Raw genomic sequence first — 21,370 nt, 5'->3', positions numbered from 1 at the left:
CGGCTTCAGCCGGGAAGAGGCCAGCATGACCGCCATCAATTTTTGTTCTATGAGAATGAGCTTGCTCACAAAACTTTCAGCCCCAAGTGACGGCGCAGACCGATCAGTACTGCTTACGTCGGACCTTGATGTCGCCCTGCTGGTATTGCTGATACCCCGTATAGGGAAGCAGCACGGTATCGGCGACCGCGGAAAGGGCCATGTCCAATGCAATGGTGGGTGCAGACCAGTGTGGGCCGGAAACTGGTGGAGCGTTCAAGGTGCAGAACTGGTAAACCGCACCGCTGTAGGCACGGGGGATGGACTGGCAATTGGAGCTGTGTCGCGCCAATGTGTCCGCGGCCCCTTTCTCGTCGTTGAGGGTCTTGATAGTGCCGCACCCTGAGAGGGTTGCCATCATTAATGCTGCAGTCCATAGCTTCATAAGTGCGCTTCCATTGTTTGATTTGAAATAACGACGCGGGTCGCGTGTCGATGTAAACCCAAGCTTGACCACCCAACGCAATGGTGGACGACGCACCGCCGGCAGTCCGCGTTGGATCAGGCCCCTGTTGGTCGGCAATACCCGAAAGGATGGCATGGATCGCGGTCTGCTTCTGCCCGAAGGGCGTAGGAGCGCGCTTGCTCGCGAAAGCGTTTTTCGGGGCGCCGCCCCCCACGCCTGACACAACGCCTATTGATCAACCCACCCAAATCCGTAGGAGCCGGCTTGCTGGCGAATGCGTTCTGTCAGTCGCTAAAGGGGTGACTGATCCACCGCATTCGCGGGCAAGCGCGCTCGTACACATCGCGCGTCAGCCAGCATCATTGAGTTCACCGGCAGACGCATTTCTGAGCCCATCACTTCCACGGCGCAGGATCGCCAAACAACCGCCCTTGCACCCCTTCAATCCCCATCTCGACAATCACCCGGCGCTCGCCTTCGGTCTCGACCCGTTCCGCAATCAACGGCAGGTCAATACTGTGCGCCGCGCGCTGGACCGCTTCGATGAACAACCGCTTGTGGCTTTCCTCATCAATCGCGCGAATGTAACCGCCATCGATCTTCAGATACGCCAGCCCCAGATGCGCCAGGTTGCCGATCATGCTGAAACGCCCACCAAAGCGCTGCAACGCCAGCGAATACCCGGCCTCTTGCAGGCGTCGGGTCAGCTTCTCCAGCACCGCCTGCTCGGGCACTTGCTCCTCGCCGATCTCCAGCGTCAGGCGCGGGCCCAGTTTGGGATGCTGACGCAGCGCCGCGAACACTTCGTTCATCGCCGCCGCATCGTTAAGCGTGGCCGCCGACAGGTTCAGCGCCAGCCGCTCATTGTGAGTACCCAGATGCGCCAGCACCTCCCGCAGCATCAGCAGATCCAGACGGCTCGACCAGCCAAAGCGCTCCAGCCACGGCAGAAAACGCCCCGCCGGAATCGTCACCCCGTCCGCATCGACCAGCCGCGACAACACCTTGTAATGCAACACGGTCGTCCCGTCGCCAGACGCCACCACCGGCTGAAAGAACAGCTGAAAACGCCCATGGGCCAGCGCCCGGTCCAGCGTCCTGTGCCACTCATGCTGATCCTCACCCAGATCACCAATCGCCCCGCGCTCGATGCAGTACCAAGACTGCTCGCCGCCGCTTTCGGCCTGAGACAACGCCTGATCCGCCAACGCCAGCAAGGTCAGCGAGGCATCGCCCGGGCTGTACGGCGCCAGGCCCATGTGCGCGACCGGCGAAACATCCGAAGCGCCAGTGGCCTCAAGACTCTGCAGCGCTGCCTCCAGATTCTGCACCCACTGCACGGCCTCATGGTGGACCATGCCCGGCGCCAGCACCGCAAACTCACCGCCACGGCTGCGGCTGATCAGGTTGCGGGTTTCGGGATACTTCTCGCAGTGACGCACCAGCTGCTCGGCCACCGCCACCAGCAACGCGTCGGTCCGCTTGCCACCCAGACGCTGGTTCAGCCCGGCCAGGTCCTTGACCCGCAACAGCATCAGATACCCCGCGCGCCCGTCCTCCAGATGGCTGACGTGCGCGTTGAGCTGCATATCGAAATAACGACGGTTCGACAGCCCGGTCAGGCTGTCCTGATACGACTCGATGCGCAGCTTTTCACTGCGCTCGGTGCTCTCCTGAAACAGTGCCTTGAGTTTCTCGACCATCTGGTTCATCGCCTGCACCACCCGCCGCAGCTCAGGCGTGCGCGGCAGCTCGGGCAGCGTCAGAAACTCGCGACGACCAATCGCCTGGGATTGCGCCACCATGTAGTCCAGCGGCTTAAGCTGACGACGCAACAGCATCGCCCCCAGAATCGCACTGACCACGCCGCACACCAGCAACCAACCCAGGCTGCCCAGCGCGCTCTGCCACAACTTGGCCAACGCGAACATCGGATGGCTCACCACCTCGACCCGCGCAGTCTGCTGCCAGCCCCGGCTGACAACCCCCTCGCCGCCCGCCGGCTCCAGCCCGATCGCATCGATGAACCACTGCGGCACGCCCTGGTTGTCCGGCGTCGCACTGCGCTCGACAATCGCGTCGCCGCTCGCCAAGTCCACCACACGGATGCTCGCGTAATAACCGCTGTCGAAGATCGACGACACCAGCAACTCGACCATCGCCGGGTCGTCGATGTTGGACGTCAGCGACAACGCCAGCGACGTGGCGGCGTCCTGAGCGTGCGAGCGCAACTGATTGACGTACTGCGCCCGCGAGCTTTCGAGGCTGACGACAAAACTCCCCGCAAACGCGACCACCAAAAACAGACAGATTGCGATCAACAGCTGTTTGAACAGAGACATCAGTACTCCTAATTCTCGGGCTCGGCGGGGAAGCCTTCGGCGGTCATTTTTTTCAGCACGTCCTGCCAACGGGACAGACGCTTGGTGTCGCTCACTTTCTTGTTGCCCTGCGCGCCGGGCAACCAAAGCCCTTCTGCGTTGAAGGCATACACCGGCAACAGGTCCGTGCGTTCGCTGGCGGGTTTGATGTCATCGATCAGGCTGTCGAGCACCAACGGCATCGCGTTGGGGGTCGAGTAATAGGTCAGCACCATGTGCGCGCGATTCAGGCGCAGCGCCTTGACGTAGGTGATCAGCAGCTTCTCGCTCGGCACGCCCAGGCGGCGCAGGCTGAAATACTTGGCGATCGCGTAATCCTCACAATCCCCCGCCCCCTTGATCAGCGACTCGACCGGCGTGGCCCAGTAATCGACCTCATGCCACAGGTCGATGTCCTCGGCGTAACGCATCTGCTTGTTGAAGAACAGGTTCACGACCTTCAGCTTGTCCAGCTCGCTGACCTGCTTCTCGGTCGCCAGCAGGTTCTGCCAGGCATCGATCCGCTGCCGCCCTGCCCCCAACGGCCCATATAACGCTTCGGCACGCCGGCTGATCAGGGAAAAATCCCAATCCGCGTGCAGATAGCTCACACACGCCGTGCACGTCAGTGCAAGCGCCAGCAGCAGCCATATTCCAGGGCGCTTTTGAGCCGGGCGTGTCGCCAATTTGTCTAGTCCATCAGGCAATGGATAACGGAAAGCGATGGTGAGGGGTTGGGTCGGGAAACGCAATGGCGCGATGAGATCACGCACGGAAGGAAATGCCCGAAAAGCCCACTCATGATAGGCTCGCGGCCTTTCATTTCATGAGTCGCCGGGTGGGTTTGGAACGCGTATGGATATTGGTTTTAGCTGCACCGTGTGGGCTGGATGTGAACGTGCCGGGCATCTGGATGGCATTGGCGTCTACACGCGGTCCCTGTGGCAGGCGATGGAAGCGCTCAAGCCGAGCGAAGAACCCGACATCACTATCAAGCCATACGCGTTCGGTCGCCATTTGCCCAAACTCGCCTGCGGCGTACCGAAGACGCTCTCAACCGACTTCCGCATTCAGGTGCTGTCCAGCGGCGTTCTCAAACTGCCGCTGCCCAACTCCGCCGCCATTGCCCGCGACGTCAACATTGTCCACGCCACCGATCATCAGATCCCGAGGATCAAGGGCGTGCCTGTGGTTGCCACGGTCATGGACGCCATTCCGTTGATTCACCCGGAATGGATCAGGCAAAACCTCAAGACCCTCAAAGGCTGGCTCTTCGCAAGAAGCGTTCACAGCGCTGATCACCTGATCACCATCTCCGAACACAGCAAACAGGATCTGGTCACGCACATGGGGATCGCCCCCGAGAAGATCAGCGTGACGCCGCTGGGCGTAGACCCGATTTACTTCGAGCGCATTCCTCAGCAGACCCGCGACGCAGTACTGGAAAAGCACGGCCTGAAACCCGGTTTCTTCCTGTTCATTGGCACCCTGCAACCTCGTAAGAATCTGCCCAAGGTGCTTGAGGCATTCAACCTGTTGCCCGAGGCGGTACGCAAGCAACACCCGCTGATCGTTGTGGGTCGCGACGGCTGGGCCAACGAAGAGCTTATTCCGCAGCTCAAGGCACTGGAAGAACGCGGCGAAGGGCGCTGGCTGAGTTACCTGCCGCAGTCCGACGTCTTCGCACTGCTGCAAAGCGCCGGCGCGCTGGTCTTCGCTTCTTTATATGAAGGTTTTGGCCTGCCGGTCATCGAAGCATTCGCTGCCAAGTGCCCGGTCATCGCGTCCAACACAACCTCGTTGCCTGAAGTCACCGGCAATGCCGCCTGGGCGGTCGACCCGCTGGACCCTGCGAGCATTTCGCGAGCCATGCTTGATGTCTTGAGCAACGATGCGCTCCGAGCAGAGCGCATCGAGTTGGGCCTGGAGCGCGCGCTTCGCTTCACATGGGAAGAATGCGCGCGGCAAACGCTGGCGGTGTACCGCAAGGTGCTGGCGGCACACTCGCAAGTGTGAGTCGTTTTCAGCTACTTGGGCGCTGCATTGTTCAGGTCTTTTAGCGCTTCGGAGTCGTCGCCACCGAGCCACACGTTGACGCTGGCAACGCTTTCCTGCGAAAGCTTGCCTGCCCAGCGATTGAGGATGAACAAGTTGGTGATGAAGTCGTACTGCGACTTCAACAGCTCGCCCCGCGCCTTGAATTCGTTCTGCACTGCCGTCAGCACATCAACCGCGTTGACCACACCGTAGGCAAAGGCCTTTTGCGCGGCGATGCTCGATTGCTTGGCGGAGGACAGCGCGTTCTGCCCGGCGCGGATCTTGTCCACGGCCGACTGAGCCGTGAGATAAGCGTTGGTGGTTTCCTTCACCACCTGCCTGCGCACACCTTCCAGGTCCTGCTCGGCGGCGTATTGCTCGTCATACAGCCCACTCACCCGTGCTGAGGTCGAACCGCCGCTGTAGATGGGCACTTTCAAGCCAATGGTGGCGACGTAGCTGTCACTGCGTGGCGTCAGGGTGTTGTCGTAGCCGACGTCACTCTGCGAAGCGCCGAGGTTGAAACTCAGCGAAGGGTAATGCCCTCCCTTCCCTTCGCGTATCGCTGCATCAGCCGCCGCCAGGTTGCTCTCATACGCCTTGAGCCGAGGGTTGCTGTTGAGCGCCTGGGCGATCCAGGCATCAAGGGCCAGGGTCGGTGCTTCAAGGGCAATGTCGTTGCGAATGCGGCTCAAGCGATCATTAATCGGGCGGCCAACAATCTCGGACAAGCCTTCCCGTGACAGGCGCACCTGATTGCGCGCTTCGATTTCCTGCGCAATCAACAGGTCGACCCGGGCCTTGAGGTCGAGCATGTCGGTGATCTTGGCCATCTGCCTGGCATACAGCGCATTGATGCGATCAAGACTGCCCTGGGTGGCACGACGCTCGGCGACCACCAGTTCCAGCGCGTCGTCAGCGGCCAGCGCGGCGAAGTAACGCTTGGCCAGATCTACCGTGGCTTCAGCTTGGGAGTCCTCGGACTGCGAGGCTTTCTGCAACGTCACGCTCTTGGCCTTCTGGTAGCGCTCCCACGCTTCCTTGTTGTAGATGAATTGGCTCAGGTTCAGCGAATAGCTTTTGTTGTCGTAGATGTCCCGCGTCTGCTCATCCTTGCGCAAAATCCGGTTGATGTTGCTGTTCGCCGACACCTGCGGCAGCAACCCACCGAACGCTTCACGCTCCTGCTGTTTGGCAGACCGGGCGTGCGCGTAGGCGGAGAGGATGCGCGGGTCTTCAAGCCTCGACTCTTTGTAAAGCGTCATCAGGTCGAGCGAGTAGGTTGAAGCGCTGACCTGTTGCGGGGCAGCGGGCTGCACCGCTTGAGCCTTGAGGGCGAACACACCAAGCAGCAGAACGGGAAGAAAACGTACCACTGTCATTCCTCGATCATCGACTTGGCGAACATGTTGCGCGCAGGCTTGAGCAGATACTGCAGCATGGTGCGTTCGCCGGCATTGATCAGCACCTCGGCGGGCATCCCGGGCTGCAGCTTGCGATCACCCAAGCGCTTCAAGCCTTCATCGGTGACCTTCACGCGCACAAGGTAGTACCCCTCGTTGGTTTTCTCGTCCGTCAGCCGGTCAGCCGAAATGCGCGTGACCTCGCCTTGAATCACCGGCGTCGTGGCCGCGTTGAACGCGCTGAAGCGAATGTCGGTGAGCTTGCCGATTGTGATGCGGTCAATGTCATTGGTCGACACATGCGCCTCGACCACCAAGTCCGAAGACTCCGGCACGATGTCCAGCAGCGGTGTTCCCGCGCTGACCACCCCGCCGATGGTGTGGACTTTCATGTCCAGCACCATGCCGTCTTCGGGCGCACGAATCACGATGCGCGACAGCCTGTCCTTGAGCGCGCTGGCTTTCTCCTGCAAATCGAATACCTGGGCCTGCACGTCGCTCAGGTCCTTGGCCACATCGGAACTGAATTTCTGGTTGGTCTGAACGATCTGCATCTCGGTTTCGTTGATCTGCAGACGGGTCTTGGTGATGGTTGACTGATGGTCCGCCACCTCAGACTTGAGCATGTCCAGCTTGCGCTCCTGCTCAAGCAGCCGCTGTTTATCGACGAAACCCTGACGCAGCAGGTCCTTCAGCTCGGTGATCTCGCCCGTGTAGGATTTTTCCAGGCTGACCTTGGTTGCGATCATGTCGTTGAGGCCAATGATCTGCTGCTTCAACTGACCGATACGCTCCTTCTGCACCGAAATTTCGCCCAGCCGCGCATCATGCCGCGACCGGAACACCTGAGCCTCACCGTCGATGGCCTCACGGGCACGTTCGCTCTCCACTCCGTCGATTTTCAGCGCAGGAATGGCAGGCAAGTCATCCCGCTCGGCACGCAGGCGAGCCTCTTTGGCGCGCGCGGTGATCAGCTGGTTGCGGGTGGATTCGTATTCGGAATTGAGTTGGCCATCGTCGAGGATGATCAACGGATCGCCCTTGTGCACGGTGTCGCCGTCGCGGGCACGCAGTTCTTTGACGATGCCACCTTCCAGGTGCTGAACGGTTTTGCGGTAGCTCTGCACGGTGACGACGCCGGACCCATACACCGCGTTGCCCAACGGGGCGAACGCCGCCCAGGTGCCAAACAACCCGAAGGTCACCAACACGATGGTCATCCCGACCCGGCGAATGCCACGGTCGGAGGTGGGCATGTCATCAGAGTGCTCTTCGAGCACGGTCATTGCATTACTGGTCATTCAGAATTCCTGTCAGGCGCTGGGCTGAATTGCGCCGGGCGCAGCTGGAGCAACCCGAGGCGGGGTCTGACCCTGCGCCTGGGCTTGAGCTTTGGCCTGTTGCTGAGCCAGTTCGGCAATCACTTGATCGCGTGGGCCGTACATCGACAGCGTGCCGCCGTTCAGCACCATGATCCGGTCCAGCCGTGAAAGCACATTCGGCCGGTGCGAGATGATGAACACCGTGGCACCGGTCTCTTTCATCTTTTGCAGGGCTACGCCAAGCGCGCGCTCGCCAACTTCATCGAGGTTGGAGTTCGGCTCATCCAGGACGATCAACCGCGGGCTGCCGTAGACCGCACGCGCCAGGCCGATGCGCTGACGCTGCCCACCGGACAAGTTGACGCCTTCGCTGCCGATCACCGTGTCGTACCCGTCCGGCAATTGCAGAATCATCTCGTGAACGCCGGCAATGCGCGCCGCCAGCACCACTTGCTCAGGATCAACCTTGGCGAAGCGGGCGATGTTGTCACTGATGCTGCCTTCGAACAGCTCGATGTCCTGAGGCAGATAACCCAAGTGCGGCCCCAGCTTCTGCTTGTCCCAAGTACTGATGTCGGCGCCATCAAGCCGAACCACGCCGTGCTGTGGCGCCCAGATGCCCAGCAGCGCCCGCGCCAGCGTCGACTTGCCCGCCGCGCTGGGCCCGACAATGCCGACGATGCTGCCCGCCGGCGTGACAAAAGTGATGTTCCTTAGCACAGGCGCCTTGGCACCCGGCGGCGCGACCACAAGGTTTTCAACCTGCACGTGCCCTTCCGGGTCCGGCAGCGACATGCGCTCAGGCTCCGCGTTGAGTTTTTCAAGCGTGTCGTTGAGGCGCTGGTATTGCACGCGCGCAGACACAAAGCCTTTCCAGCTGCCGATCATCTGATCAATCGGAGCCAGCGCACGCCCCAGCAAGATAGAGCCGGCCATCATCAGGCCAGGGTTGATCTCGTGAACGATCACCAGATACGCACCCGCCGCCAGCATCATCGACTGCGCCCACATGCGGAAGGTCTTGGAGATCGAGGTGATGACGCCGCTCTTGTCGCTGGCGCCGGACTGCAACACCAATACACGCCGCTGCCGCACCGCCCAACGGCCCATCAGCGTGTCGAGCATGCCCATCGACTCGATGACCTCGGCATTGCGCAGGCTCTTGGTGGTCTGCAGATTGGCCGTGAGGCTCTGCTTGTTGGCCTCGGCCAGCGCGCCACCGGTATAGCGGTGGTTGACGTACGCCAGGGCCACCAGCAGCACCGCCGACACGACGGTGATCCAGCCAAACCAGGGATGGAACAGGAACATCACGGCGGTGTACACCGGCAGCCACGGCGCATCGAAGAACGCAAACAGGCCGTTGCCGGTCAGAAACTGCCGCAGCGACGTCAGGTCATTCAGCGATTGCGCGGAGGCGTCCATCCCGCCGCTGCTCAACGCGCGCTTGAAGCTGGCCCGGTACACGTCGCGACTGAGCAACACATCCAGCCGGTTGCTGATGCGCACCATGATCCGCGACCTGACCCATTCCAGGGAGCCGAGCGTCACCATCAGCAAAGTGAGGATCAGGGTCAGCATGATCAGCGTGGACGTGCTGCTGCTGGGCACCGCCCGACCTGATATCTGGATCATGTAGAAGGTCGGCACCAGCATCAGCGTGTTCACGAAAAGACTGAAGAACCCGACCGAGAGGAAGCTTCCGCGACACGCCTTGAGCGCCGCCTGCAGGTTGTTTTCGTGTGGACGACTCATAGAATCCATTATTGAAGATAGAGGGCTGCGAAGCCGAAAGAGTGTCACAGCGGCTACGCGCCGGCAGCATAAGAGCCGCCAACCGCGATAGCGTTCCGCGATCAGATTCATTTCCTGCTATCTCGACACTGGACAACCGGTCTTATTCGACGCCGGGCCATCATTTAGATGAAAGGCCGGCGTGAGGCGAGACCTGCTCAGGCGCTGGTGATGCGTTTTGATAGTGCCGGGATTGGGTGGGGGGTGCCACTACCCTTGATCGGTGGCAACCTGTCGCCAAGCTACGCAGCTGTACGGGCTAATTTAACCGGCACCGCAGCACCGGCGTGGCAGAGACATTTCAATGGACGGCTGGCGTTTAAAATGAGGGCTCTGACGGGTGACGTTACTTACAACTCGCAAACAGACTGCGGGGGCCCCGCATACTCGCGTCAGTCTGATATTCTTGCGTGCTTCGCGCGGCCGCTCCCATAAAAAATGACGAGTGTCTCTGCCCAACCGCATTCATCTGGTCGGGCCGCGTATGATCCGACCTCATTCACACATCGCTGCCTGGTTACGCGCAAGGATTTAGAAATATGGAATTGATACCGGTAATTATGTCCGGCGGTGTTGGTAGCCGGTTGTGGCCCGTCTCGCGCGAGGCCCACCCGAAGCCGTTCATGACATTGCCTGACGGGCAAAACCTAATCCAGAAAACCTTCCTGCGTGCCGCTGCGCTTGAAGGCGTATCGGAAATTCTGACGGTCACGAACAAAGAGTTGCTGTTCAAAACCGAGGACGAATACCGGCACGCCACCAAATCCGGCCCGGCCCAGGCGTACATACTCGAGCCTTTCGGCCGTAACACAGCAGCAGCAGTTGCAATGGCGGCGCTGCAGTTGAAAGAAGCCCACGGCGCTGATGCCTTCATGCTCGTGCTGGCAGCAGATCACCTCATCCAGAACGAGGCAGCCTTTTCCGAAGCAGTCGCCAAAGCTGTGCGACTGGCAGGCAATGGATGGCTCGTGACCTTCGGCATCAAGCCGCAGTACCCGGAGACAGGTTTTGGCTACATCGAGGCAGGCGCCCCTATCGGCAGCGAAAGCGGGTTGCAGGTGTCGCGTTTCGTCGAGAAGCCAGATTTGCCAACCGCCCAATCCTACGTTGCTGCCGGCAACTACTTCTGGAACTCGGGCATGTTCTGCTTCCAGGTAGGCACGGTTCTGGAAGAACTTTCCAAGCATGCCCCAGACGTCCTGTCCGCCGCTGCTGAATCCATTAGCCTGTCACGTCAAACCAAGGGGGATGGCTACCGCTGCCTGAACCTGGACGCAGAGTCCTTCGCCAAGGTGCCGGACATTTCCGTTGACTACGCGCTGATGGAACGATCAAACAAAGTCGCCACCGTTCCGTGCGACATCGGCTGGAGCGACATCGGGTCGTGGAACGCAGTCAGCGAGCTGACCGATACCGATACAAATGGCAACCGATTTGAAGGAGAAGTCCTGTCTCACGGTGCGCGCAACAACTACGTCAACAGCGAAGAGCGGCTGACCGCACTGGTGGGCGTGGAAGATCTGCTCGTGATTGATACCGCTGATGCGTTGTTGATCGCCCATAAAGACCACGCGCAAGACGTCAAGCACATCGTCACCCAGTTGAAAAAGTCCGGGCACACACTGCACCAGCTCCATCAGACGGTGCATCGTCCGTGGGGTACTTACACGACCCTGGAAAACGGAGAGCGCTTCAAGATCAAGCGCATCGTGGTCAAGCCAAAAGCTTCGCTGTCATTGCAGATGCACCATCACCGCAGCGAACACTGGATCGTGGTGAGCGGCATGGCCGTTGTGGTCAATGACGATCAGGAGCTGATGCTGAACACGAATGAATCGACGTTTATTCGGGCTGGACATACCCATCGTCTCACCAACCCTGGAGTCATCGATCTGGTTCTGATTGAAGTGCAGAGCGGAGATTACCTGGGTGAGGACGATATCGTTCGTTTTGAAGATGTCTATGGCCGCGCAGGTCGATAAGACAGCCCACATTTCGGTCTTGGTAATCATGGTTTTTGGCTGGAGCCGACGACCATGGACCGCTCTTGCCCCCCCAAAGCCCCCTCTCGCCAGGAAAAATTTCTCTCGGCGGGACTGGGTCTACTTCCAGAATGCCCAGCTGTTGTCCTTCATCTGATCAGTTTATGCGCGTTTTCGACCAACGCCAGACCGCGGGAGAAGCAATGCCAGTGAGTGAGCCCCATTTGAAGTTTCAGGATTTTAAGGTGAACACATGTTTGGATTGTTGAGAGGGCTGTACAGCTACCGGAGCTTTATCGGCACCTCCATCCGCAACGAATTCGTAGCCCGCTTCTCCCGAAGCAGCCTGGGCGGGTTGTGGATGATCATCAACCCGTTGGCCAACGTGCTGATCTACGCGCTGATTCTGTCCAACGTTCTCGCCGCGAAACTGCCCGGTATCGAAAACAAATACGCCTACGCTCTGTACCTGATGGCAGGAACGCTGGCGTGGAGCCTGTTTTCCGAGATCATCAATCGATGCCTGACGCTGTTCATCGAGAACGGCAACCTCATGAAAAAGATGAGATTCCCGCGAATCACCCTTCCCTTTATCGTCCTGGGCTCGGCGTTGCTTAATAATCTGTTGCTGCTGGTCTCCGTGCTGGCCGTATTCATTTGCCTCGGACAGTGGCCGACCTGGGAGATGCTGTGGGCCATCCCGTTGATTCTCATCGTCGCGGCGCTGGCTGTCGGGCTGGGCTTGATCCTCGGTGTACTCAACGTATTCGTGCGCGATATCGGCCAGGTCATCCCGATCGTGCTGCAGATCCTTTTCTGGTTCACGCCGATCGTTTACCCAATCAACATCATCCCCGAAGACCTCAAGTCACTTATTGCCTGGAACCCGATGTACCCAATCGTGACGGCTTACCACGATGTCTTCGTTTACAACGTGGCGCCTGACTTCTCGCAGATAGGCATCACTGTTTTGATCACATGCCTGCTGCTGGGCTTCGGCCTTTACATCTTCCGCCGAGCAGCGCCTGAAATGGTGGATGCCCTATGAGCCTGTTGCGCGCGAAAGACCTTGGCAAAGCCTACCGGACCTACCGCAGCGAGTGGCAGCGTATTGGCTGCTGGCTGGGCATCAAAAGTGCTCCCCGCGAAGAGCATTGGGTGCTTCAGCACATCAATTTCGAGATTAATGCAGGCGAAGCCATCGGCATCGTTGGCCAGAACGGTGCGGGCAAGTCGACGTTGCTGAAAATGCTGACCGGCACGCTGCAACCGACAACGGGTTCTGTCGAGGTGCACGGCCGAATCGCGGCGATTCTGGAGCTCGGCATGGGTTTCAACCCGGAGCTCACGGGTCGTCAGAATGTCTATCACGCTGCGGGTTTGATGGGTTTCACCACTCAGCAGATCGATGAGGTCATGGCTGAAATCGAGGCGTTTGCCGAGGTGGGCGAATACTTTGACCAAGCGGTCCGGACGTATTCCAGCGGCATGCAGATGAGGGTCGCCTTCGCGGTCGCCACTGCCAAGCGCCCTGAAATTCTGATCGTGGATGAGGCGCTTTCGGTTGGGGACAGCTATTTCCAGCACAAGAGTTTCGACAGGATCCGTGAGTTCCAGGATCAAGGCACCACGTTGCTGATCGTTTCCCACGACCGAAGCTCGATCCAGGCGCTGTGCGACCGCGTGCTGCTGATTGAGGGCGGCACGGTGATCAAGGACGGCGCGCCGGAAGAGGTGATGGATTTTTACAACGCCATTATTTCCGAGAAGGAAAACGCCACCGTTCAAGTGCACAAACTTGCCGACGGAAGCGTGCAAACACGTTCGGGCTCTGGCGAGGCGACGATCGAGAGTCTTGCGCTCTACAACGAACTTGATGCGCCGGTGGAATTCGTGTCCGTCGGGCAATCACTGAGCTTGAAAGTAAAGGTCAGCATTAACAGCTCCATTCCAGAACTGGTGGTGGGCTACATGATCAAAGATCGCCTTGGTCAGCCTATCTATGGCACCAACACCCATCATCTGGACAAGAAGATGGGTGCGCTCGAAGGGGGTAACCAGTTGGAGTATGTCTTCAGGTTCGACGCCAATATTGGCGTTGGCTCATACTCCATCGCTGTCGCCTTGCATACGGCAGACACTCACCTCAACGCAAACTACGAATGGCGAGATTTAGCACTGGTGTTTAACGTGATCAATGCGGACAAAATTCCTTTTGTTGGCTCAGCCTGGATACAACCCACTGTGGAGTGCATTCAGTGACTGAGCAGTTCTATCGCGCCTTCGAAGACAAGCACCGCGGCTCGCACGAAACCATCAAGCAGCGACTGCAGGTTTACCTTCCGTTCATCCTTCCGCTGCAAGGTCTGTATGGCGATTGCCGCGCGCTCGACGTGGGCTGCGGGCGGGGCGAGTGGCTGGAAACTTTGGTCGAAAACGGATTCAACGCCACTGGCGTTGATCTGGACGAAGGGATGCTAGAGGCCTGTCAGGCTCGCCAGTTGCCTGCTGAAAAAGCCGACGCGCTGGTTTATCTGCGAAGTATGCCAAGCGACTCGCTCTGCGTCGTCAGCGGCTTTCACATCGTGGAGCACATTCCGTTTGACGACCTGAAACTGCTGGTCGCAGAAGCCAACCGGGTGCTCAAACCCGGGGGGCTGCTGATCCTTGAAACGCCTAACGCAGAAAACCTGATTGTAGGGACGCAGAACTTCTATCTCGACCCCACACATGAAAAGCCTATTCCGCACATGCTGCTGGAATTCCTCGTTTCATTCAGCGGCTTTACCCGTTCGAAGTTGTTGCGCCTGCAAGAAAACACGGCACTGGCGGACAGTCCTAACGTTGGGTTGATGGACGTGATTGGCGGAACCAGCCCGGATTACGCAATCATTGCTCAAAAAGACTCAGGAAGGCTGGATGTGTCGGCGTTCGACCCGGCGTTCGACGCGGCCTACGGGCTGAGTCTGGATGACCTGTCACGTCGTTTTGAGGAAACCCAGGCGGCAAAGCTCGGCGAAATGGAGCAGCGTCTTGCAACGAATCAAACGGTAACGTTCGGTGAATTGCAATCACGCCTCGAAGCCAACCAGGCAGAGAAGCTGGAGGAACAGCGCGAGATAATGAGCAGTACGGCCGCGCTGTTGAATCAACGTATCGATCACGTCGAGCTAGAGTACTCGGCGATGACGAACCAGGTTCAAGACGTTAAAGCTGCCGTTCTCGACTTCAAGCTGGACAAGCTGAAATCGGCGAATACTTCTCTGGAAAATGCCAACACCTCGCTCGAGTTCGCAAACGCATCGCTGGTCAAACTACTCGATGAGTCCTCCAGAAACGCGCACATGTGGTACACCGAGGCCGAAAACCGCCTCAGCCAGATCAATACGTTGAAAGAAGATGTCGCTCAAAGGGATGAAAGAATCAGAGCGTTGCATGCCGAGCATCACGTGTTGAACGAGTACGTAGGCCAGATAAAAAACAGCACTTCATGGCGGGTGACGAGCCCCTTGCGCGGTGGCGCAATGTTAGGCAGATCGGTGACTTCGTCACCTTCACGCACACTCAAGCGGGCCATCAAGAAAGTCTTGAAAGGCGTTCTCAACCGACCAGGGCTGCGCAAGAACATCAAGCGCGTGCTGTTCCGCATTCCTGGCGTGCAAACCCGACTGCAAGCCCTTGCTGCGCGTCTCAGAGCGGATGCCGTGGTCGCGCCACAGACCGTTCAGTACCCGGAGCCCATGCCAGCCTATAACCCCGATCCGGGAAACACCCCACCTCCGCCGGCTCACCTCACGGAAAATGCGAAGGCTATCTACAACCGCCTCAACAGCAACGAACAACGTAAGGATTCGAATTGATGCGCGTCGTTATTGACCTTCAGGGCGCCCAAGCGGAAAACAGAAATCGGGGCATCGGGCGGTACGCACTGTCGTTCACCAAGGCCTTCATCAAAAACCGCGGCGACATCGAAGTATTCGTCGTCCTGAATGCTCTGTTCGGCGACGCTGTCGATCACATCCGTGACGAGCTTTACGGTCTGTTGCCGGCCAGCCATATCCAGACATGGGTTCCGAGCAGCAAGGTCAGCGCGCTCAACCCGGAGAATGCCTGGAATCGGCAGGCTTCCGAATTGGTGCGTGAGGCGTTCATTGCCAATCTGGACCCGGACCTTGTCCTGGTCACCAGCCTGTTTGAAGGCCTGGTCGACGATGTGGTGACCAGCATCAAGATGCTGAACTCTTCGATTCCCACGGCCTCGATCGTTTACGACCTCATTCCCTACATCAATCCAGACGCTTACCTGGCCTCACCGCCGGTTCGCAGTTGGTACGAAACCAAGCTTCAACACTTGCGCCGCGCCGATCTGGTGCTGGCGATATCCAGTTCATCGCGATCGGAAGTCATTGACCACCTCGGGTTCACACCCGAGGAAGTCGTCAATATTTCCACCGCTATCGACACAGACCATTACCGGCCGAAGTTCGACGAACAGCAGGATGCAAGCCTGAAGAACCGTCTGGGGATCGACCGCCAGTTCGTCATGTACACGGGCGGTATTGATCCGCGAAAGAATATCGAAGGCCTGATCAGCGCTTTCGCCAAGCTGTCCAAGCCGGTCCGCCGCGGGCATCAGTTGGTGATCGTCTGCAGCATTCAGCCGGACGAACGCTCCCGTCTTCAGGACCTTGTTGTCTCATGCGGCTTGAAGAAAGCGGACGTCTGCTTTACCGGTTACGTGAGCGAAGACGACCTTATCGCTCTATATAACGCGTGCAAGCTGTTTATCTTCCCGTCGCTGCACGAAGGTTTTGGCTTGCCTGCGCTGGAAGCCATGTCCTGCGGCAAACCCGTCATCGCCTCGAACACGTCGAGTCTTCCAGAAGTGCTTGGCAACCCGGATGCGCTATTTGACCCGTATCAGATCGACTCCATCACCGCGAAGATGGAACAAGTACTGGTTGATGATGCCCTCAGGGCCAAACTGGCAGAGTTGGCCATCCAGCAGTCTCGTAAATTCGGTTGGGACGAGACAGCGATCCGAGCCGTGCGGGCAGTCAAGGAACTGATCGCCGGCCGCCGTTCGATTCCGAATCCGGTCCGTGCGCCGAAGCGACCTCGCCTGGCCTATGTGTCCCCGCTCCCGCCTGCCCGTAGCGGGATCAGCGATTACAGCGCCGAACTGCTTCCTGAACTTGCCGTCCACTACCAGATTGATGTGATCGTGGCCCAGGATTCCGTAACGCCTGCCGACGCCGGGATCAACTACAAGCTGCGCTCGGTTGCCTGGTTTGAAGAAAACGCTCACGTGTTTGATCGCGTTATTTATCACTTCGGCAACTCGACCTTCCATGACCATATGTTCCGTTTGATCGAAAAAATCCCGGGGACCGTCGTCCTTCACGATTTTTTTCTGTCGGGCATCGTGGCGCACATGGAGCTTCATCAGGGCCAGCCAGGTTTCTGGACTCGGTCGCTATACCTCGGACACGGATACAAAGCGGTCAGCCAGCGTATCAATGGCGCGGACACCGCCGACGCGGTTTGGAAGTACTCGTGCAATTTGCGAGTCCTTCAGCAAGCCGAGGGGATCATCGTCCATTCGCATTACTCGATTCGGCTGGCACAGCAGTGGTATGGGGAAAACTCTGGTCTGAAGTGGGCCCAGATCCCATTGCTGCGTACCCCTCGCTTCCCCAACGCGCGAACCCACGCAGCGACGAAAGAGAAACTGGGTTTCTCTGATAGCGACTTCGTGGTGTGCAGCTTCGGCTTGCTCGGCCCTTCCAAGCTGAACAATCGTCTGCTGGATGCCTGGCTTGAATCCGAACTGGCGCAAGATGAGCACTGTCATCTGGTCTTCGTGGGCCAGAACAGTGAAGGTGAGTTCGGCGAAAACCTGCTCAAGAAGATCAACGCCAGCCCATGCCGCGACCGTATCAAGATCACCGGCTGGGCGGACGCTGACATGTTCAAGGCCTATCTGGAGGTTGCCGATGCGGCAGTCCAGTTGCGGACGCTGTCACGCGGAGAAACCTCCGCCGCCGTCCTCGATTGCCTGAATTACGGCATTGCAACGATCGTAAACGCCAACGGCAGCATGTCGGACATACCGACTTCGAGCCTGGTCAAGCTGCCGGACGATTTCGACGATGCCGAGCTGTCGGACTCATTGAATCTCCTGCGTCAAGACTCTGCCGCGCGTCAACGTATCGGCGCCCAGGGTCAGCAACTTATTCATACCCGGCACTCACCTCGGGCCTGTGCCTTCCTCTACCGGCAGGCCATCGAGAAGTTCCACGAGGACTCTTATCACTCGGTGTCCGAGGTCGTGACGTCGATTGCAGGTCTGGAAAAGCAAGGCTTCAGCTACGAAAGCTCAATGGCCATTGCTGAGTCCATCGACCAAAGCCTGAAACCCACGATCTGCAAACCGCAGTTACTCGTGGACATTTCCGAACTGGTGAATCGAGATGCCAAAAGCGGTATCCAGCGCGTCGTGCGGAGCATCCTCGAGGTGTGGCTTTCGATGCCTCCGGGCAATTATCGGGTTGAGCCTGTTTATGCCACCGAGGACGTGGATGGCTACAGGTACGCAAGACAGTTCACTTTGGGATTCCTGAATTGCCCGACTCATCTTCTTGAGGATGAGCCGGTGGTTTACCACTCCGGGGACCACTTCATCGGTCTGGATCTGCAACCCGTCATTGTCCCGAGACAGCGGCAAGCTCTCGCGGATATGAGACGTCGTGGCGTCACGGTGCAATTCGTCGTGTACGACCTGCTGCTCAAAAAGCTGGCGCAGTGCTTCCCTGCCGGGGCGGCCGACATCCTGGATGGATGGCTGGAGACCGTCGCAGAGTCGGACGGTGTGATTTGCATCTCCAAAGCCGTTGCGGATGAGATGGCTGAGTGGGTTGCAGAGAATCGCAAACCTTCCAAGCGACCTTTCAATATCTCGTGGTTCCATCTGGGGGCTGACATCACCAAGCCAACCAGCGCCGAAGGTACGTCAGCTATCCCTAAGAATGTGCTCACCAGCTTGCAAGCCCGTCCGTCTTTTTTGATGGTAGGCACTGTAGAGCCAAGGAAGGGCCATGCGCAGGTGCTGGATGCATTCGAGCTGCTTTGGGCAAATCAGCAAGACGCCAATTTGCTGATTGTCGGGAAGCAAGGCTGGATGGTGGAAGCACTGGTCGAGAGACTGAGAAACCATCCGGAAATCGGCAAGCGGCTGTTCTGGTTTGAGGGCATCGACGATGAATACCTGTGCAGTCTTTATGCACAGTCCGATGCGTTGATTGCTGCATCGCTTGGTGAGGGTTTTGGCCTGCCGCTTATCGAGGCCGCGCAATACGGGTTGCCGTTGATTGCCCGCGATATTCCTGTGTTCCGTGAAGTGGCGGGTGAGCATGCCTTCTACTTTAAGGGAGAGGATGCGCAGTCACTTGCGAAAAGCGTCACGGCTTGGCTTGAACTGCACCGCAGCGCAGCGCAGCCGAAACCTGATGGAATGCCTTGGATGACGTGGGATCAGAGCGCGGGACAGCTGTATCTATCATCGCAGGCGCTCGCTGAGTAAGCACCGGAGTACCCTCCCCCTGGCTTAATTACAGGCAGGGGGGGGTTCTGTTTCTGGACCTGTGCAAAAGCCGCAACCCGGCTTATAGATGGACAAACTGCAGTAGCCCTTGGCGCTGAAGGCAGAGCCAAGGGCTAAAGGTCAAGATCACTTGCTACCCAGGATCCGCATTGACACAAACCCGATGCCAAGGATCCGATCGTCCGTACTCCCGGTCAGTTTCTTGGGCGAGATCGGCTTAGGCGGGATGAAAGTTATGCGGTCAGCGCTTGAGCCCTCCAGGTCCACATCCAACCGCACTTCCGATGTCCCTTGAGGAATCTGAACACTATAGACACGACTGCCTATTTCGACGCGAGTCGGATCGGTCGCGTTTGGCCCATAGGGCATAACTTTCAGCACAAGAGTAAATTTTTGAGGCAGTGGATCGGTAAAATCGAACACCGCTTTTGCAGAAGACCAACGCCCCCACGGCTCTACATCGTAAAAGCCCTCAGCGGCGCTTATAAACTCAGGCATCCCGATGCGGGTAAAGTCAATCCCGGTCGCCAAGTTACCGCTGTAACGCCCCCCCATAGCGTCGACCAAGAAGCCTGCCTGCCGCTGAATCTGTTTTATAGAGAGACCGCTTAAATCGGGGTGCTCGCTGCCATCGAGCCTGAAGAACACCAGTTCTTTGTTGTCACTTTGAAGCAGTGGCTGTCGCTGTAGCAGGCCTGAAAGCTCCTGCACCAGTGCCTGGCCGTTATCTGCATAACCTCGGCGATCAATATAAATGCCGTCGAAGCCCAGCTTGCGAATGACTTCAAGCTGACGCGCCATCGGTTCTTGCGCAAGTCCGCGATAGAACAGATCACCTGGCCTGCCTTTCATACCGCCAAAGCTCCAGTGCAATGCCTTCGATTGCAGCACGCCTGCCAGAAGCTGATAGTTGGAAAGGCGATTCATAATTGGCTCTTCGGGAAAGCCAATATAGGGCAGTTGGTACACGGCACTGCCCGCAGGAAGCGTATTTTCGATCGCCGCAACAAAGCGCTTATCGCTGTCGAATGACTCCTCAACGGCTGCATTGCAATGCTTACAGACCGGTGCAGTCTGGTCGTATAGACCGACAAACAGCAGCATTGCCGAGATAGCCATTGAATACTTAGCGAACTGAGGAGATTTCTTCTCCAATATGAGTTGCAGCGAGATGAAAAAGAACAGCAACGCGCCGCACGCTATAAAAATGCTGATCCTGTTCCATCCCCTGATTGACGGGGAAACTACCATCGCGAACAGCGAGCCTAGCCCGCCAATCGTCGCGAATAGAAACAACACCAAGGTAACGGCAGCCAGCAGGCGCAGCCTACCGTCAGCCTCCAAGCGAGCGGGGGCAAATATCAAATACAACAAGGCCAGCATGAAGCCCGCTGCACCGATGATACCCAAAGGCGCGAACGAGTTTTCGTTAATCAGCGGCGACCCTTGGTTATATTGCAAACCCACCTGCCCCAAGCGACCAACGCGATGGTCAGGGCGCGGCATGAGGAGTTGCATCATCTTCAGACCTAGAACCTCGGACTGGCCGAACGAGCGCTGAGCGACTTCCAGATTGGGCCCGTTCCTATACGTTCCAAGCATATTAGGTGCGATGTTGATAAAAACACCGAACACAATGGCAATGCTCAGCACCACTGCTTTTTTCGCACCCTGAACGTTCTGCCATCTGACGGCACTCAATACCCCAGCCGATGCCAAGATGATCATGCCGAACAGTGCGTAATACACGCCAAAGGAAGCCAGCACCACCATGCACAATGCCGTAAGAGAGAGTTTGCGTAACGTCGACTTGGCGGGAGCTTTGGCCGGGGCAGCGCGCGTGTGGTAGATATCGAGCGCCAGATAGAAAAACACCGGGGCGACGAAGTACCATGTATAAAAAAGGTGATTCAATCGAAAGAAATGGAACGGGATAAACGTGTAAAGCACGCTCATGGTAGCCGCAAACTTGCCGTTCAGGCCGAATGCCCGTGCGGTTATGTAGGTGCCGATAAAGCAGGAAGAAAAGCTGAACAGATAAAACAACTTTACGCCGGCCGGCCAACCACCCGCGATAAGCGCGAGCACTTTGATCAATAAGTGATCAGCAGAATCCGAGCCCGGGAAATCAAGGAAACTCGAACCGAACGGATAGCCACTGCGCGCATTATCAAACAGCCAGCCTTCCGCAACCCGCTGAGCCATCCAGGCATGAAACATTCCATCCGCTTCGTACCCATACGGTCTGGACAGATCAGGGACCAACCCGTGCAAGCCGCTCATGAAGAAACTTGCGAGGAAGAATGTCGCGATGGCACCAATGAGCAGAAGCTTCCACTCGCAAGCAAGGGTCGTCCGCCATGTAGGGAAACCGCCTATGTCGCGATGGCGGTGCGGACGTGTACTGATGTCTGAATTCAAGGT

At 58.0% G+C, this 21,370-nt stretch carries 13 protein-coding genes; 6 read left to right on the top strand and 7 right to left on the bottom strand.

From position 1 onward, the window contains the following. Positions 1–103 precede the first annotated feature (103 nt). The 3 genes from LT42_RS21845 to lapG form a co-directional block, all read right to left on the bottom strand. Positions 104–424, bottom strand: coding sequence for a YceK/YidQ family lipoprotein (locus tag LT42_RS21845; protein ID WP_037018111.1), 321 nt, complete (start codon positions 422–424; stop codon positions 104–106). A gap of 416 nt (positions 425–840) precedes the next feature. Further along, entirely contained in the window at positions 841–2,787 is a 1,947-nt protein-coding gene (lapD, locus tag LT42_RS21840; RefSeq protein WP_037018109.1) for a cyclic di-GMP receptor LapD, read from the bottom strand. Between the two features lie 8 nt (positions 2,788–2,795). Then, positions 2,796–3,491, bottom strand: coding sequence for a cysteine protease LapG (gene lapG, locus LT42_RS21835; protein ID WP_081955445.1), 696 nt, complete (start codon positions 3,489–3,491; stop codon positions 2,796–2,798). A 169-nt stretch (positions 3,492–3,660) separates the two neighbouring features. Between lapG and LT42_RS21830 the strand changes: the two genes are divergently transcribed. Beyond that, positions 3,661–4,821 carry a glycosyltransferase family 4 protein gene (locus LT42_RS21830; protein WP_037018107.1) on the top strand — a complete coding sequence of 387 codons (1,161 nt, stop codon included), beginning with the start codon at positions 3,661–3,663 and terminating at the stop codon, positions 4,819–4,821. Between the two features lie 11 nt (positions 4,822–4,832). On the opposite strand, the gene LT42_RS21825 is transcribed toward LT42_RS21830, so the two are convergent. From LT42_RS21825 to LT42_RS21815, 3 genes are read right to left on the bottom strand one after another with little or no spacing between them, the layout of a single operon-like run. Next, complete coding sequence (locus LT42_RS21825) at positions 4,833–6,224, bottom strand: TolC family outer membrane protein (protein WP_037018105.1); 1,392 nt, start codon at positions 6,222–6,224, stop codon at positions 4,833–4,835. Beyond that, positions 6,221–7,546, bottom strand: a complete 1,326-nt coding sequence (locus tag LT42_RS21820; RefSeq protein WP_037018103.1) for an HlyD family type I secretion periplasmic adaptor subunit — start codon at positions 7,544–7,546, stop codon at positions 6,221–6,223. Before LT42_RS21820 ends, LT42_RS21825 begins: the two co-directional genes overlap by 4 nt. A 12-nt stretch (positions 7,547–7,558) precedes the next feature. Further along, positions 7,559–9,322, bottom strand: coding sequence for a type I secretion system permease/ATPase (locus LT42_RS21815; RefSeq protein WP_037018100.1), 1,764 nt, complete (start codon positions 9,320–9,322; stop codon positions 7,559–7,561). Positions 9,323–9,900: 578 nt separating this feature from the next. On the opposite strand from LT42_RS21815, the gene LT42_RS21810 reads away from it, so the two are divergent. The 5 genes from LT42_RS21810 to LT42_RS21790 all read left to right on the top strand — a co-directional run bounded on the left by LT42_RS21810 (position 9,901) and on the right by LT42_RS21790 (position 18,925). Beyond that, a complete protein-coding gene (locus LT42_RS21810; protein WP_037018098.1) occupies positions 9,901–11,343 on the top strand; it encodes a mannose-1-phosphate guanylyltransferase/mannose-6-phosphate isomerase in 1,443 nt (480 codons plus the stop codon). Between the two features lie 253 nt (positions 11,344–11,596). Next, on the top strand, positions 11,597–12,391 hold the full coding sequence (locus LT42_RS21805) for an ABC transporter permease (RefSeq protein ID WP_037018095.1): 795 nt from the start codon (positions 11,597–11,599) through the stop codon (positions 12,389–12,391). Next, complete coding sequence (locus LT42_RS21800; RefSeq protein ID WP_037018092.1) at positions 12,388–13,605, top strand: ABC transporter ATP-binding protein; 1,218 nt, start codon at positions 12,388–12,390, stop codon at positions 13,603–13,605. The genes LT42_RS21805 and LT42_RS21800 overlap by 4 nt, the downstream gene beginning before the upstream one ends. After that, a complete protein-coding gene (locus LT42_RS21795) occupies positions 13,602–15,203 on the top strand; it encodes a class I SAM-dependent methyltransferase (RefSeq protein ID WP_052075367.1) in 1,602 nt (533 codons plus the stop codon). The genes LT42_RS21800 and LT42_RS21795 overlap by 4 nt, the downstream gene beginning before the upstream one ends. Continuing rightward, positions 15,203–18,925 (top strand): glycosyltransferase, encoded by a 3,723-nt coding sequence (locus tag LT42_RS21790; protein WP_037018089.1) that lies wholly within the window; start codon positions 15,203–15,205, stop codon positions 18,923–18,925. The genes LT42_RS21795 and LT42_RS21790 overlap by 1 nt, the downstream gene beginning before the upstream one ends. 147 nt (positions 18,926–19,072) lie before the next feature. Here the strand turns inward: LT42_RS21790 and LT42_RS21785 are convergent, their stop codons facing one another. Next, entirely contained in the window at positions 19,073–21,367 is a 2,295-nt protein-coding gene (locus LT42_RS21785) for a DUF7024 domain-containing protein (RefSeq protein ID WP_276209561.1), read from the bottom strand. Between the last annotated feature and the right edge of the window lie 3 nt (positions 21,368–21,370).

It is taken from the genome of Pseudomonas lutea (assembly GCF_000759445.1).
In the GTDB taxonomy this organism is placed as follows: Bacteria; Pseudomonadota; Gammaproteobacteria; order Pseudomonadales; family Pseudomonadaceae; genus Aquipseudomonas; species Aquipseudomonas lutea.
The sequence above is the reverse complement of the archived record's forward strand: the minus strand, read 5'-3'. Positions and strand labels throughout refer to the sequence as shown.

Coding starts and splice junctions, on each gene's coding strand:
- LT42_RS21820 (WP_037018103.1), bottom strand. CDS start 7,546: ATGACCAGTAATGCAATGACCGTGCTCGAAGAGCACTCTGATGACATG.
- LT42_RS21790 (WP_037018089.1), top strand. CDS start 15,203: ATGCGCGTCGTTATTGACCTTCAGGGCGCCCAAGCGGAAAACAGAAAT.
- LT42_RS21810 (WP_037018098.1), top strand. CDS start 9,901: ATGGAATTGATACCGGTAATTATGTCCGGCGGTGTTGGTAGCCGGTTG.
- LT42_RS21815 (WP_037018100.1), bottom strand. CDS start 9,322: ATGAGTCGTCCACACGAAAACAACCTGCAGGCGGCGCTCAAGGCGTGT.
- LT42_RS21805 (WP_037018095.1), top strand. CDS start 11,597: ATGTTTGGATTGTTGAGAGGGCTGTACAGCTACCGGAGCTTTATCGGC.
- LT42_RS21800 (WP_037018092.1), top strand. CDS start 12,388: ATGAGCCTGTTGCGCGCGAAAGACCTTGGCAAAGCCTACCGGACCTAC.
- lapD (WP_037018109.1), bottom strand. CDS start 2,787: ATGTCTCTGTTCAAACAGCTGTTGATCGCAATCTGTCTGTTTTTGGTG.
- LT42_RS21830 (WP_037018107.1), top strand. CDS start 3,661: ATGGATATTGGTTTTAGCTGCACCGTGTGGGCTGGATGTGAACGTGCC.
- LT42_RS21825 (WP_037018105.1), bottom strand. CDS start 6,224: ATGACAGTGGTACGTTTTCTTCCCGTTCTGCTGCTTGGTGTGTTCGCC.
- LT42_RS21845 (WP_037018111.1), bottom strand. CDS start 424: ATGAAGCTATGGACTGCAGCATTAATGATGGCAACCCTCTCAGGGTGC.